This window comes from Leptospira fletcheri, assembly GCF_004769195.1.
GTDB classification, from domain to species: Bacteria; Spirochaetota; Leptospiria; order Leptospirales; family Leptospiraceae; genus Leptospira_B; species Leptospira_B fletcheri.
Window position 1 is genome coordinate 132,371 of record NZ_RQET01000014.1, and the last position, 15,007, is coordinate 147,377.

The following is a 15,007-nucleotide window of genomic DNA, read 5'->3' on the forward strand; positions in this document are numbered from 1 at the left end:
TCCTTTCATATTGCGGGATCATTCTGGGAAGTCATCCCACTTATTTCCAAATCCTCCTGTACAGATCGGATTCCAGCAAATTACCCGGATCCAGTTTCTTTTTCAAGGATCTAAATTTATCCAGAGTCTTTTTCGGGAAGGCGCGATTCAAAATCTCGGGACGAAGAGTACTGTCTTTGGCAAAATAAAATTTCCCACCGTATTTCAAAACGATTTCGTCCATTTCCTTCGTTAGTTCCCACAGCTTTTCCTTATTCCCTTTCGTCATCGGAAAATCCATTGCCATGGAATATCCGTCCAAAGCGTGCGTGAGAAGGAATTTATCCGGGCGGTGTTTCTTAAATACGGCCAACCAGGTCACGATTCCTTTTTTTTGCCCCGCTTTGAGAAGTTCCTCGAATCCCCGAACAGCATTCTCTTTCGGAAGAAAACTCTGGTATTGTATCATCGCGCCCGGCTTGTACATAAATTTCCAATTCGGAACGTAATCCAGAAGAAACGCGTATTCCGCGTGTCCCTGCATATAAGGTTTATTATTGTTCAGAAATCCCGAAAGCCACTTTCCGAAATTCACAAAGCGCATTCCGAATTTGTTGCTGAACGGGTACATGAAAATCCACATCCATGATTTAGGAACCAGACCCAGAAAGGTGGAAGGAAGAATCTGATTTTCTATCTTGCAATTTTCCGGGAAGCCGGGGTCTTCCCCCGCTTTTAAATGGACCGCTTTATGGATCTGTCCTCTCCCGAGTTGTTTGCCTGAGGCGAACGCATCCACCCACCCGACCAAATAATCCGATTGCTTGTATTCTTTCTCGAAATAGTCGAACATCTCCTGGAGATCGAACGTATTGACCGGCCAAACCCGCATCTTTCCGGCATAGATTTTCTTCATCCGAATCGTAACGGTGAGAAATGCCCCGAGCATTCCGAAGCCGGAAATTGCGGAATAAAACAGATCCGGATTCTTTTTAGGACTGGAGACGTGCTCTTTTCCGTCCACGGTCAAAAACGTGAATTCTTGGATATGGTCTCCGATGGGCCCTACCGCAAAATTATTCTTTCCATGTATATTCATGGAAAGTGCACCACCCAAAGTCGGAAACATAGTCCCGCTTACCACCGGCGGCCAGAAACCTTTTTCCACACCGAATTCCCAGAGTTGTTTGATCGTGACTCCGGACTCCGCCTTTAACACTCCGGTCTTTTGGTCGAAGGAGAGAATACGGTTAAAATCCTTGATATCGATGACGATGCCTTTTTCGTTCGTCGCCGCGTCGCCGTAACTGCAACCTCCCCCGCGAAAGGAAAGCTTGGTTCCGGTGGAACTTGCATAAGCAAATGCTTCCCGAAAATCCTGTTCCGATTTCGGATAGAAAACCGGGCTGAGGGAGAAGTGATTCATTCCCCAAGCTTCCACTTTTTTAGGAGCCCCTAGTTTGGCTTCGAAGGCCGCCCTATCGAAAGAGGTTCCTTTCTTTGGGACCTTCGTTGTTTGTACGGATTTTTTTTTGCGTGCAGTAGCCATATCGTCTGCCTTAAAAGGTCGCGTTCACGTCTAGATGGAGAGCCTTCTGAAAATAAAGGAAGGAATGGAGCGGATGACCAACGAGACCAGAGCCCATCGAGCCGGGACGTAAAAATCTTCCTTGCCTGAATTCACTTTTTGCAAGATCGTATTCGCCGCTTCTTTGGCGGTGATGACCCAAAAAAGTCCGGAAAGCCCCGCAGTCATCGGAGTCTCGATCATTCCCGGGCGCACCGTTACGACTTGGATTCCTTTTACCGCCAATCGATTCCGCAGAGCTTCTAGATACGTAGTCATGCCGGCCTTGGAAGCGTTGTACACCGGATTCGATCGGCGTCCTCTATCTCCTGCTATGGAAGAAATCCCGACGATTTTTCCGGATTTCTGGTCCTGAAAAAATTTAGCCGCCAAATCCAGCCAAGCTACACATCCGAGCAGATTGACCTCCAACATTTCCAGATCCTTTTCGATCGAAAATTCGTTCGGTTCGATCCGATGCATCACCCCGGAAGAGTAATAAATTTCGTCCAGTCCGCCAAGGGATTTGATCGCCTTCGCGAAAGTGGAAGGCACCTGAGAATATTGCGTTACATCGTGTTTGAAAGTGTAAACCTGGCCTGCCTTTGCGCTCGATGCGGACCCGAGGAGATTCTTAAGTTCCTTTTCCCTTCTCGCAAACAGAGCGACTTTGTGGCCTTCGGCGATAAGCTGGGTCGCGATTTCTTTCCCAATACCGCTAGATGCCCCTACAACGATGATCTTTTTAGCCATACCTGCCTTTTTAAGGAAGGGAGTTCCCCTGACAAGTCTTTCTAGATCCTCTGTCTTCCCCCTCTTACGCATCATAGGGGTGATTTCGGTTCCAGTCGACTCCCGTCCTGTCCCGCCTTTTCCAGATAATCCGCAAGAAATTTCCTAGACTCGATCCAATTTCCCGTTCTTTGGTCCAATATTTCCGCCGGTTTCCAAAATCCCTTATAATCCATTTTCGGGTGACCGGGCAAAAAAAGGCCGAGATGGTATTCTCGAAATCCTTTTTCCTTTGCCCAAAGAAGGGATGTAAGGATCAGAAATTTTCCCAAACTTCTATCGCGAAACTCGGAATCGAAGACGGAATAGACCGCCGAAACCGCCGCCTCTCCGCAGTCCAATAGGATCCAACCCAGCAAACTTCCTTCCTTACGTATTTGTAATTCTACCGAATTTTCGGAACCTAAGTACATCTGTCCGAACATCGTTTCCCGTAACTCTGAGTCCGTATTTCCGTAACTTCCGGGGTGTCTTGCGTTCTGGTATTTCACATACAATTCCGCTTTTTCGGAAGTCAGCTCCGGAGAGTGCACCGAAGGAACCAGATCTATGTTCCGTTTTCCTATTCTTTTCAGACTTTTCGAAATCGTAAATTGATCCAAAAGAATGCGGTAACTCAGGCAGTGCATACAGGAGTCACAAGCCGTCCTGTAAAAGAATTCTCCCGACCTGCGAAAACCGGATGCCAAAAGGAAGTCTAGCGCGGGAAGATTGGGAGGCTTCTTAGAAAGAAAACCCTTCACCTTCGAAATTCGATCCGGATAATAGGAACATTCACCGGGCGGGGAAGAAGGAATCGATTCCAAAAACCGAAGGTATCCGTTGTTCATCTTTTTCCGATCCGGACCGAAACAGGAAAACCTTTCCTGACGGAATAAACAACACTTAAATCAGGAGATTTTTTCCGTTGCCAAAGAAAAGCACCGGTAGGATAGGACAATCGATGGTACTCCGTCTTTTCATGGAAAATTTCAATCGTATCGCAGCCTACCGACTCGCCTTCGGATGGACAGGTCTCAGCTTTCTCTTTTATTTCCTAAGCCAACCCAACTTTCTTTTTCTTTGCCTCGGATTGGGCTTTTTCTGCCTTCTGGCCGGAATTTTTTTCCCGCATCCTTTCCAGGAAGGCTACAATCGCTTCCGGTCCGTAGCGGTAGGAATCGTGTCCTTCGTGGTCTCCGTTTTCCTACTCATCGGATACCTTCTTTTTTGGAGACCCTTTCTACTACTGAAGGGAAAGCGGGAAGAATAGAATTGCGAAAATTCCGGATGCACTGCGACGGAGCTTCCAAAGGCAATCCGGGACCTTCTTCCATCGGAATCGTAATCTACGAAGGAGAAGAGGAAATCCATACCATTTCCAAGAGGATTGCGGACGGCACGAACAATACGGCGGAATGGGCCGCTTTGGAAGTCGGGCTAGAATGGTGTTTGGAAAACGGAGCCTCGGAAGTGGAGGCCTTTTTGGATTCCGAACTCGTAGTAAAACAATTCAAAGGGGAATACAAAGTAAAATCCCCTCATCTCTCCGAAGCAAAGAAAAGAGTTCAGGCATTGAGCTCCCGATTATCCGGTTTTAAAATTTCGCACGTCCTACGCGAGAAAAACAAGAGAGCGGACAAACTCGCGAACCAAGCGTTCAAACCCCGAAAAGAATCGGATTAAAAAAGAACTTTCCTTCTCCCGCGAATCGAAGAACTCTTTTCCCAAGATGATCCGTTTTTTCCCGACCTTGATTTCGATTTTGGCGCTCCTCTCTTACGGTTGCGGTAAGGATATCGGAAGCAGGATGCTTGAATTGAAAAACCAGGGAAAATATCTGGAACTCTCCTTACTCTGTACCGAGCACCGGGAAAAGGAATACAAAAGCTACTGTGATGAAGCCTGGACGGAAACCTCCGCCAAGATCGACGGCATCCTTTCCCAAAAAGCGGAACTTCCTTTTTTGCGAATTTCCGTGGACAAAGGCACCCGGAAACAGGTGGAGGAGATTCTGTCCAAAAACCCCGAGTTTCGGGAGAAGTACCTTCCTCTCTGGAAAAAGTTCGTGCAGGAATGACTTCCGACTCGGCGCAAAATCTCATTCGAGCAATCCCTTCTCCCTATTTGGAAGATCTATTGGAAATCTCCCGTACCATTCGGTCCGACGGGGGAGAAGCCTACTTGGTCGGAGGGTCAGTCCGCGACCTGGTACTGGGAAGGCTTCCCCATGAGTTCGATCTAGCCGTGTCCAGTCATCCGGACCGAGTCCAGAAATTGTTCCGCCGGGTGGTTCCTACGGGAATCAAGCACGGAACCGTTACCGTGCTTCTCCAGGATCGTTCCTACGAATTGACTACGTTTCGTAAGGAAGAGGAATACAAAGACGGAAGGCGGCCGGAACAGGTTTCCTTCGGAGTCGGGTTAAGCGAAGATCTGGAAAGAAGGGACTTCACCATGAATGCGCTTGCCTTGGACCTTCTTGACGAAAAATTAATAGATGAACACGACGGCCTAAGAGATATCTCCGAAAAACGGATCCGAACGATCGGGATCCCGCAAGATCGTTTCCGGGAAGACGGTTTACGGCCGGTAAGAGCGATTCGATTCGTATCCGCCCTAGGATTTCAGATCGATCCAAAGACGGAAAAAGCGATAGAAGACTGCCGTCCGATCACCGCGAAAGTCTCGGCCGAGCGGATCCATGACGAATTTCTAAAGATCCTGAAGACGGAAGACCCGAGTCCTTCCCTAAAGCTTCTAAGACGATACCGGATCTTCGAGCTGTTCCAAGGGGAAAATCTGTATAAAAACTCGGAACCGGACTGGGAGGAAAAGATTCGTTCTCTTTCGAAACTCGAAGTGGATCCGGATCGATTACGAATTTCTTATTTTCTAAAGCTCACGTTCGGCGACTCCGCTTCCTCGGAGGCTGGAAAAAATTTCTGCAAAGCACTGCGTTTTTCCAACCAGAAGACCAAAGATTCCCTTTTTCTTTGCGAAACTCTGACCTCCCTCCTGAAAGAGAAGGAACACGCATTCTCTCCCGAAGAGATCAGAAAGAAAATTTTGCATCCTTGCGCGCAATATTCCGGACGAGATTCTCTCCGGCAACTTTGTTCCGAGCTAGTCTCTCTCTGGACGGTGTCCGAGAATTCTTCTCCCGCTTGGTCGGAAGCAGCGGAGGAAATTCTCCTGCAAAATCCCCCTCTCCTTCTTGGAGAATTACAAATCAACGGAACCACCTTGAGGGCTGCGCTTCCGAAGCTCCCGCCTCAAAAAACCGGAGAGGTTCTAAGATTCTGTCTGGAAGCGGTTTTGCAGGAACCGGAAAAGAATTCGGCGAAAGAATTGTCCGAATTGGTACATAAGAATTTTCCGGAATTCTTATAAACCTTCCGGATTAGAATTACGCCACTTTGGATCTATTGATTCACAAAAATCAGGAAAAAAGCCCCCTCTTGCTCAAAAACTAAGCAAATCAAATGTGCCTAAATATTAAGCACACTGCAGTAATAAAGTATTCTCTCTAAAATAAGACCATTCTCGCTACAGATAATTTCCCTTCTATTCTTGTTTTTAAGACATTTTTTGTCGCATTGCCCATTTTTTTAACTTTGGCACGCTAGTTGCATAGAAGGCAGCATAGGAGATTTAGGAGAATGATGAGAACAAAAACAATTAGCCTCATTGCCTCCCTGGCCCTGATGAGCGTTTCTTCGGTTTTTGCCCAACCCGCCAAGAAACCCACAGAAGCCGCGGTGGAAGCTCCGGCCGCTAAAGAGCCTGAGCCGGTCGAACAAAAATGGTACGATAAGGTAGAGTATTCCGGATTCGTAGACGTGTACTATATGTACAACAACAACCCTCTGCAAGGAAACTCGGTCGATACGACCCGCGCTTTCGAAACGAACAACAAAAACTTCGCGATCAACGCAGTGTCGCTGGTAGTTCAAAAGGTAGCGGAAAAAGCCTCCCCTTGGGGTTTCCGTGTAGACTTCCAGAACGGACAAAACAACGCCTTCCAAGAAACTCCGTACACCACTTCCAACCAGATCTACAACATGAACATGTTGAAGCAAGCGTACGTGACCTTCTTCTTTCCCGTTCTGAAAGGGATGACATTGGACGTAGGTAAGATGGCCACGCACATCGGTTACGAGGTGCTCGAATCGATGAACAACCCCAACTACTCGATAGGGGCCATCTTCCAGAATACAATCCCTTTCATTCACACCGGTGCCCGTTTAACCACCCAGTTTTCGGATAAATGGTCAGGAACCTTTTATCTCTACAACAGTGGACAAGGTACCGGTTATCTGGCTCCCACGACTGCGGCTCTGACGGATACGACTCATAGCCCGTATGTGGAAGCATATACCCAGCACAAATCTATAGGTACTCAGCTGAAAGGACAATTGATTGAAAACAAATTGGCCATCACCTGGAACACTATATATTCTTCCGACTTGGCGAACGGACGTGTGGACGTCAACCAAGCGCTGATGGCGAACTACCTGCAAAACAGGGACTTCAACGTTGCAGCGACTCCGCAAAGTGGTGGAGGACTTCTTCCTACCGCTACTCGGAACCATTACAACAAGGACTATTGGTTCATGAACCACGCGATCCTCTCCATTACTCCGACCGATCGTATCCAGATCGACTTGGATTATACCTGGAGCCAAAAAGCGGGTTCCCTCTCGAACGGAGGATTGGCACAGCAAGGTTACAACGCGAACAACACCGTAACCCTTTCCGGACTCGCCATGGGTCAGGTTACTTCCGAAAACAACAAGAGCATCTATAAGGCGTACGGAGTTTTCTCTAAATTCAAGATCAACGAATCTTGGGGAGTGAACATCCGTTACGAATACTTGGATGACAAACACAATAACGGTGCATTGAACACGTTCGCTCCCGGCGCTTTCGGCTCTACGGGAATCAACACCTCCCTCAGCACGTATCAAGTTGCTACGGACACCGCGGTTGCGAATGCGATTTTGGCGGCTAACCCCCGTCTTAACAACGCACTGCTTGCAGGAATCGCCGACCTGAACGCACGTGGGTATAACACCCCTACGGATTGGGTTTTGGCTCACATGAGCGACAACTACAAACACTACAACGGCGCCAACAACTTCGGTCAGTACAGAACGTTTACCGTAACTCCCGTCTGGAACTTTACGGAAAACTTATTGATCAAGTTGGACATGAGACGTGACTGGTCTCTCGGAAAGCAGTTTGTGGATGCATCCGGTCATAGAAGAAGCGACCAAATCGGGTTTACTCTCGGTGTAGTCGCAAAGTTCTAAACCGAACCTTTCCCCTTGTTATGGAAAAGGCGCCCTTTAAGGGCGCCTTTTTTTATGGTATAAAAAGATAGGAACCGAGTTCCGGAGCGGCTCCCTTCACTTCGCTCGGTCCGCACTACTCCGGGCTTCGCTTCTTTGCCGCGTTTTAAGCAAGAATTCGCTATTCTGAATATCTCTCTTGGATTGGAACAGGTGGGAAAAGGTTCCTCTCTCATTTCACTTACCGCCCGACGGTTTTTGAGTTAGGATCGTTGAAAGATATGGAGGTAGCGATTCCTCCCGAGCTCAAATATCTCCCTTGGAAAATCCGGCAGTGCGCGAACTCCGAAATAGGGACCGCCCGGTAAGACCGTCCGTCAAAATCGAATCGGTGTTCTAAAAATCTTATCTCGTATCGAAGAGATAACCCATCTGCAAAAGAAGCTGAGGATTGGTGAAGTTTCCCTTGCCAACGCCGACGCCGATTTGCAAAAAGAAATTACCGAGCAGGATATCGTATGTCAGACCTACGTATCTTTGGCTCAGGAAAACCTTTTGGTTCTCCCTACTTTTATACTCGAGGTAGGCTTCCAAGTTAGGATCGATATTGTTCGAAACGTAAGAGCGAATGACCAAATCTTCGAAGGTCGGGTTCCAGTGGTTGTAACCGGGTACATTCAAGGCGCTGGGATATCTATTTTGTCCACCGTGACCCACCTGAGGAGCGTACGGATCCACCGCATAACTTCCTGCCACGATCGAAACGCTATGGGTGATTACGGGAGTCTTCCAAAAACTATAGCCGAAATCCACCTGGCCTCCCCACCAATGCGGTCTCCAATGACCGCCAGAGACCCGAAACACTACGTCTTTATAATAATATCCTAAATTTAGGTTCATGCTCCCGGGAGAACCGATCGAGGCTCCGTAAACTAGAAAGTTCGTGATTTTAGGACCTGCTTTCTTGGTTTCCACGATCGTAGGTTCGTCTTGGCCGAACCTCGTTTTTCGGTCAGGATCCGGAGACCATTCAGGCTGTTCGGATCCCTTGTCGGCTTTGTCGTATGACTGGGCAAAAACCGAAATAGATAGGTTGGAAGCCAAAAGAAGAGCGATCGAAATCGAGATAAAGAAATTCCGCACGGAGTTAGAACCCAAAACTTAATCCCTTTAATAAAATGGCTCCCTCTACTACGACCTTGTCGCCTTTCGTTAGGCCCTCCAGTACGTTCACCCTTTCCCGACTGGAAATTCCCAGTGTCACTTCCCTTCTGTAAAAGTCTCCGGGAGCTTCCTCCACGAAAACGTAATTTTTTCCTTCGACCGTGACCACGGAATTGAAGGGTAAAACTACGGTATCTCCTTTCGTTTCCTCGGGAAATTTGACGACTGCATACATTCCCGGTTTCAATTTATAGCCGTTGTTCATGATCTCGATCCGCACTTTGACGGTTCTAGTGATCGGATCCACGTTATCCCCCAAAGATTGAGCCACACCGACCCATTCCTCGTTCGGAAAGGAGGAGAATTTCACCTTCACCTTCTTTCCTTTATTCAAATTTTGTAATTGAGATTCCGGAACGTCGCACATGATCCAAGCCGTTTTCGCTCCGGCCCGATTCAAGGAAGCGGGGTTCAATCCGACCGCACGCAACTTTCCTTCGAACTCCGCCAATTCCGCAGCATCGTTATCTGCGTTGGTTTCGGCTTCTACCAGATCCTTCTCGGTGGCGACTCTGTGTTTGAACATGTCTTGGATCCTGGCCAAAGCCTTCCGAGAGCGACTCAAACTGTTTTTTGAATGAATGTACCCCACATACAGATCGTTCAATTCCGCAGACTCGAAAAGAATAATAGGCTCCCCTTCTCCGGAAACGGAAGGAGAGGTCGTTGCGATCAGCCTTGCGGGCGCTTCTACATTAACGAAATCCCCTTCCTTGCCGATCGTGACGCTTCGGATGATCTGTAGTCCCGGGCTGCCATCCTTAAATTCCACCCTCTCCCCTTTTTCGGATACGATGGGTCTCCCCGGCGGACGAACCATCTTTTTGGCGCCCCTGTGCAAGAAGGCGGCCGCGAGGGAACCGATTCCCGCCAGAACGATTAACGTCAGCCAAAATTTGCTCTTACTGGAAAGATGAATATTCATACGCAACACCCTACTCCCGACCTGATTCCGTCGAAGTTTTATAGTTCGGTACTAACACACCGGAGCCCACGGAGTAATTCACTCCTTCTATTGCATCCATTCTGTCCGTCTGGAGACGGAGCATTTCAACGATACTGGACCGATACGTCTCGAAGAAATCGGCAAATTCTAAAATTGAAATATAACGTTTTTCGTAACTCAGGATCATATCTTGGGCAAGATCCGAGTAATCTTTCGTATAAGTGTTTCTAAAACGACGGTACAACATATCCTTCGCCTTAGCTGTGGCCAGGGCCACATTAACGTCGTTTTCCACTTCCAGGATCGTATTTTTCAATTCCTGTTTCCGAACCAGAACGGACTTTTCCGCCGCCTTGATATTTCCCTGGTTCCTGTCGAACAGCGGGATATTCAACTGGGCCGTGACCCCCCAATAGTTTTGGAAGGCCGTTCCACCTCGGTTGTACATAGGACCGAAAGCCAAGTCAGGAATCGCGTTCGCGTGTTGTAATTCCAGATTCGCTTCCTCAAATCTCAATGCCTGGACCGCCTTTTTCAAGTCGGGTCTGAATTCTCTCGCGGTCTGCAAAATATCAGAAATTTTTAATTTACTAGGATCGATATTTTCCACGAATTCCTGGTTTAAAATCGGTTCGAAGGCGATGTCCAGACTCATGAATTTATCTTCGTTTAACAGAACCCGCAAATCGGCCTCTTTTTCCAGCACTCGGATGCGCAGGTCTTCCCTTTCCTTACGGAGGAAAAAAAGCAGAGCTTTCAAACGAAGTAGTTCCGCCTGCAAGATCGCTCTTCTTTTGTAAGCGAGCTCCGCGGAACTGACCGTTTTTTCCAGGGCCTCCAGACTACCGTCGTAAAACGAAATCGCTTCCCTGTAATAATGGATAAAGTATAAGGTCCTTCTCAATTTGGACAAGAGCGCTCGAGCGAGATCGTAGAATTCCTGTTCGCCCATTTTGGCGCTCAATTCCGCTACACGGATCCGCTTGTCTATCTTCCCGCCCAACAGGAACAATTGCTGGATCTGATAAACCGTCTGACCGGCGCGGGTAAAATCGAAAAACCTACGGGTCGGTTCTGCAAAAATACTCTGATCGATGAAAATACTGGGGTTCGCATACAATCCCGCCTGCTCGATTCCGGCTTTTTTGGCGTCGATATTGTATTTCGCAGCCAAAAGTAGAAGGTTGTTCTTCCAGAGGAGTTCCTCAGCCTTTGCCATTTCTAACCGCATTTTGATCTGCAGCTCCTTGTTGTCATAGGGTGAGCTTCCGATCGTAGGATCCGTTGCCGGGAGCACTCCTTCCTCGATCGCAAGAACGTCCTTCGGCGAAACGAATTTCTGCGATTCTTTCGTCTCGGAGCTATCTACGTTCGTCGAGGCAATCAGAAGTAGTGCGAATACTTTAGTTTTCATCTATGTATGGAGTTTCCATGTCCTATAAAATCGAAGTGAATCGACTAGCGGACCTTTTAGATCGATATCCGGGCGGCGAAATTGCACTTACCCGAAGAGACGAAAATCCCAGGTGCGCTAGGTATAAAAGTTTAAGAAAGGGCCGGAGGAGGTAAGCTCGTTAGAAGAAAAGAAACTAAGTTCTTAGACCAGGTCTTTTCATCCAAAAAGAAATGCCCGGAGAGAAACACAGGAGGAATCCAGGGAAAAAAGGAAGGCGCATCGGACAGTAACTCGACTGGCCTGCTATCTCTTTCCCGGGCAGGCGCGAAAAAGAGAGGATCCGAACCTGTTAAGTCCGACTCCAAAAAGGCCAGAGAACTTCCTTTCTTAAGGGCTACGTTGGAAATACGGGAGGTTTCTCCTTGGTCGATCAGATCGATGGAGGAGGAAAAAAGTACTAGTACAACTTGGACAAGAACTAGCAAAATGTACAACGCGCGCCGCACTATAAAGCCAGAGAATAATGCGCATTCCTTTTGTCAAGAAGAACAGATTCAATAATTATGATCTCTTATCCATTTCGTCGAATGGAGTCGGAGCTAGAAAAAACCGAGTCCTGCGAATCAGCGCAAGGGGTCCGGAGGAGTGTGTAAAACCTTGACCACGGCGCCTCTTTGGAAACGGATCCGAATTTCCTTATCGGGGCGGGAACCTTCCGCATACTTACAGATAGGACGGTGATAGACCCATTCTTCCATTCCGGGAGCCCAATTGTTGATCGTCATTTTTTCGTCCGGCTCTCCGATCTGATTCTTCACGTACAATTGGTTCTGGTACAAAAGGGAATGAACCATTTCGGAACGGATTCTTAGCTTCGCTTTGGCCTCGTCCGCAAGCTCGGGTTGTTTTCCCAGAATATCAATATCCGCATCCGGAATCGACTTCAGAACGAAATTCTTACATTTCGCTTCGTCGGAAAACGTGCTCATGCATTCTTCGAAGAGTTGTTTCGGAGTTTTGGCCTCTCTCCCTGTGCCCGGTACTAGGGAACAATGGAGCAAGGTCGGAAGCAGGATCGCCAGTGCAAAGAATCTCATTTTCGTTTCCTCCTACTTGTTTTCCGTTCGGAACTTCCTCCGCCGGAAGCTACGGGTAGCGGCTGGGCGGAAGAAGAAGTACTTCTATCGCTCTTTTTCGCTCCCTGCAATTCCTGGAACCCGCCGGTCAGCTCTTCACCGACCTTCTTGTATTCCTTCTTCTCTTCCGGGATCTGGGTTTTTTCGGTCACTTCTACACGGATCAAAAAGCCTACGATCTCATATTTCATATTCTCGATCGCCTGATCGAAAAGTCTGAATCCTTGCAGCTTGTATTCTACGAGGGGATTTTTTTCTCCGTAGCCGACGGTCCAAATTCCTTCTCTCAAATGGTCCATCGCATAGAGATGTTCCTTCCAGCGATGGTCCAGAATGTCCAAAAAGATATTCCTCTCTAGAACCTTCCAGACTTCAGGCCCGATCCGATCCGCTTTTTCCTGGTAAAAATTCTGCGCGGATTCGTTTAACGAATTAAATAGGAACAACTGAGGATTTTTGGACTTCGCCACCGTAATCGTGTCGATCTCCCAACGAAGCCCGAGTCCAGTGAACCATTCCTGGAGTGTGCCCCATTCCCAACCGTTCGGATTTCCACCTTCGCAAGTGGCGACCACTTGGGATTCGATGATTTCGTCCAAGAAGCCTTTGACGAGCCCGGTGACGTCTCCGCCTTCCAACACTTCGTTTCTCATCTTGTAGATGACGATCCGCTGACGGTTCATCACATCGTCGTATTCCAGCAAATGCTTACGTATATCGAAGTTGTGACCTTCTACCCGCTTTTGCGCTCTCGCAATGGCGTTGGAAACCATGGTATGTTCGATTTCCTGGCCCTCCGGCATTTTGAGCCTTTCCATAATACCGGAAATCCGATCCGATCCGAAAATACGCATCAGGTCGTCCTGCAGGGAGAGGTAGAAGCGACTGGAACCGGGATCTCCTTGCCGACCGGAACGACCTCTCAACTGGTTGTCGATCCGTCTGGCCTCGTGTCTTTCCGTCCCGAGAATATGCAATCCTCCGGCCTCCAAGACCTCGTCATGATTCTTTTTCCAAATTTTAGCGGAAGTGAGGATTTCCTTGGCCTTACTCTTTTTGCTCTGGGAATCCAACTTGTCCACCAAGGACTCCGCCTTTTCGAAATTGGAGCGTAACGTCCCCTCTTTGAATTCGATCACCGCGGGATCGGTTTCGTCCCAAGATTCGAGGCTTTCCTTGAAGAGTTGGGCTCCGCCCAACACGATATCCGTTCCCCTTCCCGCCATGTTCGTAGCGATGGTTACCGCGCCCGGTTTACCGGCATTCGCAACGATCTCCGCTTCCTTTTCATGGAATTTGGCGTTTAACACATTATGTGAAATCCCGGATTGGGTCAAAAGCCTCGAAAGCACTTCCGATTTTTCGATCGAAATCGTACCCACTAGTACCGGCTGTTTCTTGGATTGGCATTCCTTGATTTCGTTAAGAATGGCGTTGAATTTTTCCTTCTCGGTCCTATAGACGCGATCTGCAAAATCCTTCCTCTGGACCACAACGTTCGGCGGAATAACGATCACGTCCAAATTGTAGATCTTATGAAATTCCTCCGCCTCCGTATCCGCGGTTCCAGTCATTCCGGATAATTTTTCGTACAGACGGAAATAATTTTGGAACGTAATGCTAGCTAACGTTTGGGATTCCCTCGCGATAGGGACTCCCTCTTTCGCTTCCAACGCCTGGTGAAGCCCGTCCGAATACCTACGTCCCGACATCAATCTTCCCGTGAACTCGTCCACGATGATCACTTCTCCGCCTTGGACCACGTAATCCACGTCTTTTTGGAAGATCTTATGCGCTTTCAAAGCCTGATGCACATGGTGGACTAGGTCCACGTTTTGGGGAGCGTACAGATTTTCGATTCCGAGAATTTGTTCCACATGAGCCACACCCTTTTCCGTCAGGAGGGTGTTTTTGGCTTTTTCGTCCTTCTCGTAATCTTCCCCTTCCGACAATTTCGGAATGATTCGATCGATACGTACGTATTTGTCCGTGGATTCGTCCGAAGGTCCGGATATAATCAGAGGAGTCCGAGCTTCATCGATCAGGATCGAGTCCACCTCGTCCACAATCGCAAAGAAGTGGCTCCTTTGGACCTTGTGGTCGATATGGGATACCATATTGTCCCGCAGATAATCGAATCCGTATTCGTTATTGGTTCCGTAGGTGATGTCCGCGAAATACGCCTTTTGGCGGTCGTCGTGATCCATGTCATGCTGGATAATTCCGACTTTCAAATCCAGAAAATCGTAAATGGGTTTCATCCAGAGGGCGTCTCGTCTAGCCAAGTAATCGTTTACGGTGACTACGTGCACTCCCTTGCCTGCCAAAGCGTTTAGATAGACCGCGAGAGTGGAGGTCAAAGTTTTTCCTTCCCCCGTCTTCATCTCGGCGATATTTCCCCAATGCAGCGCGATACCGCCCATCATCTGAACGTCGAAGTGACGCATTCCCAATTTTCTTAAAGAAGCTTCGCGAACGGTCGCGAACGCTTCGGGAAGGATGTCGTCCAAAGTCTGACCTTGGGAAAGGCGCTCTTGAAACTTGCGCGTCTGGTTTGAAAGTTCCGAATCGCTCAACTTATGGATGGATTCCTCCCATTCGTTGATCTTTTGTACGATCGGAATCAGTCGTTTTAGGTCCCTTTCATATTTGCTTCCGAAGATGACTTTCAGAACTTTCTGTATCATGTACGCA

At 48.2% G+C, this 15,007-nt stretch carries 14 protein-coding genes; 5 read left to right on the forward strand and 9 right to left on the reverse strand.

What is annotated here, in order from left to right; all coding sequences use genetic code 11:
• Positions 1-40 precede the first annotated feature (40 nt).
• From EHO60_RS16725 to EHO60_RS16735, 3 genes are all read right to left on the reverse strand, one after another.
• Positions 41-1,528, reverse strand: a complete 1,488-nt coding sequence (locus tag EHO60_RS16725; protein WP_135769359.1) for an FAD-binding oxidoreductase — start codon at positions 1,526-1,528, stop codon at positions 41-43.
• 30 nt (positions 1,529-1,558) lie between these two features.
• On the reverse strand, positions 1,559-2,299 hold the full coding sequence (locus EHO60_RS16730) for an SDR family NAD(P)-dependent oxidoreductase (protein WP_135769360.1): 741 nt from the start codon (positions 2,297-2,299) through the stop codon (positions 1,559-1,561).
• 71 nt (positions 2,300-2,370) lie between these two features.
• Complete coding sequence (locus EHO60_RS16735; RefSeq protein ID WP_135769361.1) at positions 2,371-3,168, reverse strand: arginyltransferase; 798 nt, start codon at positions 3,166-3,168, stop codon at positions 2,371-2,373.
• Positions 3,169-3,281: 113 nt separating this feature from the next.
• Between EHO60_RS16735 and EHO60_RS16740 the strand changes: the two genes are divergently transcribed.
• The 5 genes from EHO60_RS16740 to EHO60_RS16760 all read left to right on the forward strand — a co-directional run bounded on the left by EHO60_RS16740 (position 3,282) and on the right by EHO60_RS16760 (position 7,632).
• Positions 3,282-3,590, forward strand: coding sequence for a hypothetical protein (locus EHO60_RS16740; RefSeq protein ID WP_135769362.1), 309 nt, complete (start codon positions 3,282-3,284; stop codon positions 3,588-3,590).
• 17 nt (positions 3,591-3,607) lie between these two features.
• Positions 3,608-4,003 (forward strand): ribonuclease HI family protein, encoded by a 396-nt coding sequence (locus tag EHO60_RS16745; protein WP_167880254.1) that lies wholly within the window; start codon positions 3,608-3,610, stop codon positions 4,001-4,003.
• Between the two features lie 46 nt (positions 4,004-4,049).
• Positions 4,050-4,397, forward strand: a complete 348-nt coding sequence (locus tag EHO60_RS16750) for a hypothetical protein (RefSeq protein ID WP_246028367.1) — start codon at positions 4,050-4,052, stop codon at positions 4,395-4,397.
• Positions 4,394-5,710 carry a CCA tRNA nucleotidyltransferase gene (locus tag EHO60_RS16755; protein ID WP_135769364.1) on the forward strand — a complete coding sequence of 439 codons (1,317 nt, stop codon included), beginning with the start codon at positions 4,394-4,396 and terminating at the stop codon, positions 5,708-5,710. Before EHO60_RS16750 ends, EHO60_RS16755 begins: the two co-directional genes overlap by 4 nt.
• A 272-nt stretch (positions 5,711-5,982) precedes the next feature.
• A complete protein-coding gene (locus EHO60_RS16760; protein ID WP_135769424.1) occupies positions 5,983-7,632 on the forward strand; it encodes an outer membrane beta-barrel protein in 1,650 nt (549 codons plus the stop codon).
• A 384-nt stretch (positions 7,633-8,016) separates the two neighbouring features.
• Here EHO60_RS16760 and EHO60_RS16765 read toward each other — a convergent pair whose 3' ends face one another.
• The 6 genes from EHO60_RS16765 to secA all read right to left on the reverse strand — a co-directional run bounded on the left by EHO60_RS16765 (position 8,017) and on the right by secA (position 15,000).
• On the reverse strand, positions 8,017-8,733 hold the full coding sequence (locus EHO60_RS16765; RefSeq protein ID WP_135769425.1) for a hypothetical protein: 717 nt from the start codon (positions 8,731-8,733) through the stop codon (positions 8,017-8,019).
• Between the two features lie 25 nt (positions 8,734-8,758).
• Entirely contained in the window at positions 8,759-9,760 is a 1,002-nt protein-coding gene (locus EHO60_RS16770; RefSeq protein ID WP_135769365.1) for an efflux RND transporter periplasmic adaptor subunit, read from the reverse strand.
• A 10-nt stretch (positions 9,761-9,770) separates the two neighbouring features.
• Positions 9,771-11,195: a TolC family protein gene (locus EHO60_RS16775; RefSeq protein ID WP_246028368.1), complete on the reverse strand. Its 1,425-nt coding sequence runs from the start codon at positions 11,193-11,195 to the stop codon at positions 9,771-9,773.
• Between the two features lie 131 nt (positions 11,196-11,326).
• The gene (locus EHO60_RS16780) at positions 11,327-11,662 is read right to left on the reverse strand and encodes a hypothetical protein (RefSeq protein ID WP_246028369.1); all 336 of its coding nucleotides are present in this window, start codon (positions 11,660-11,662) and stop codon (positions 11,327-11,329) included.
• Positions 11,663-11,800: 138 nt separating this feature from the next.
• Positions 11,801-12,274 (reverse strand): hypothetical protein, encoded by a 474-nt coding sequence (locus tag EHO60_RS16785; RefSeq protein ID WP_135769367.1) that lies wholly within the window; start codon positions 12,272-12,274, stop codon positions 11,801-11,803.
• A complete protein-coding gene (gene secA / locus EHO60_RS16790; protein ID WP_135769368.1) occupies positions 12,271-15,000 on the reverse strand; it encodes a preprotein translocase subunit SecA in 2,730 nt (909 codons plus the stop codon). Before secA ends, EHO60_RS16785 begins: the two co-directional genes overlap by 4 nt.
• Between the last annotated feature and the right edge of the window lie 7 nt (positions 15,001-15,007).

What these genes read in the sequence shown, in the direction of transcription:
- EHO60_RS16740 (WP_135769362.1), top strand. Translation starts at nt 3,282, where the DNA reads ATGGTACTCCGTCTTTTCATGGAAAATTTCAATCGTATCGCAGCCTAC.
- EHO60_RS16755 (WP_135769364.1), top strand. Translation starts at nt 4,394, where the DNA reads ATGACTTCCGACTCGGCGCAAAATCTCATTCGAGCAATCCCTTCTCCC.
- EHO60_RS16770 (WP_135769365.1), bottom strand. Translation starts at nt 9,760, where the DNA reads ATGAATATTCATCTTTCCAGTAAGAGCAAATTTTGGCTGACGTTAATC.
- EHO60_RS16735 (WP_135769361.1), bottom strand. Translation starts at nt 3,168, where the DNA reads ATGAACAACGGATACCTTCGGTTTTTGGAATCGATTCCTTCTTCCCCG.
- EHO60_RS16775 (WP_246028368.1), bottom strand. Translation starts at nt 11,195, where the DNA reads ATGAAAACTAAAGTATTCGCACTACTTCTGATTGCCTCGACGAACGTA.
- EHO60_RS16760 (WP_135769424.1), top strand. Translation starts at nt 5,983, where the DNA reads ATGAGAACAAAAACAATTAGCCTCATTGCCTCCCTGGCCCTGATGAGC.
- EHO60_RS16745 (WP_167880254.1), top strand. Translation starts at nt 3,608, where the DNA reads ATGCACTGCGACGGAGCTTCCAAAGGCAATCCGGGACCTTCTTCCATC.
- EHO60_RS16730 (WP_135769360.1), bottom strand. Translation starts at nt 2,299, where the DNA reads ATGGCTAAAAAGATCATCGTTGTAGGGGCATCTAGCGGTATTGGGAAA.
- EHO60_RS16750 (WP_246028367.1), top strand. Translation starts at nt 4,050, where the DNA reads ATGATCCGTTTTTTCCCGACCTTGATTTCGATTTTGGCGCTCCTCTCT.
- EHO60_RS16785 (WP_135769367.1), bottom strand. Translation starts at nt 12,274, where the DNA reads ATGAGATTCTTTGCACTGGCGATCCTGCTTCCGACCTTGCTCCATTGT.
- EHO60_RS16725 (WP_135769359.1), bottom strand. Translation starts at nt 1,528, where the DNA reads ATGGCTACTGCACGCAAAAAAAAATCCGTACAAACAACGAAGGTCCCA.
- secA (WP_135769368.1), bottom strand. Translation starts at nt 15,000, where the DNA reads ATGATACAGAAAGTTCTGAAAGTCATCTTCGGAAGCAAATATGAAAGG.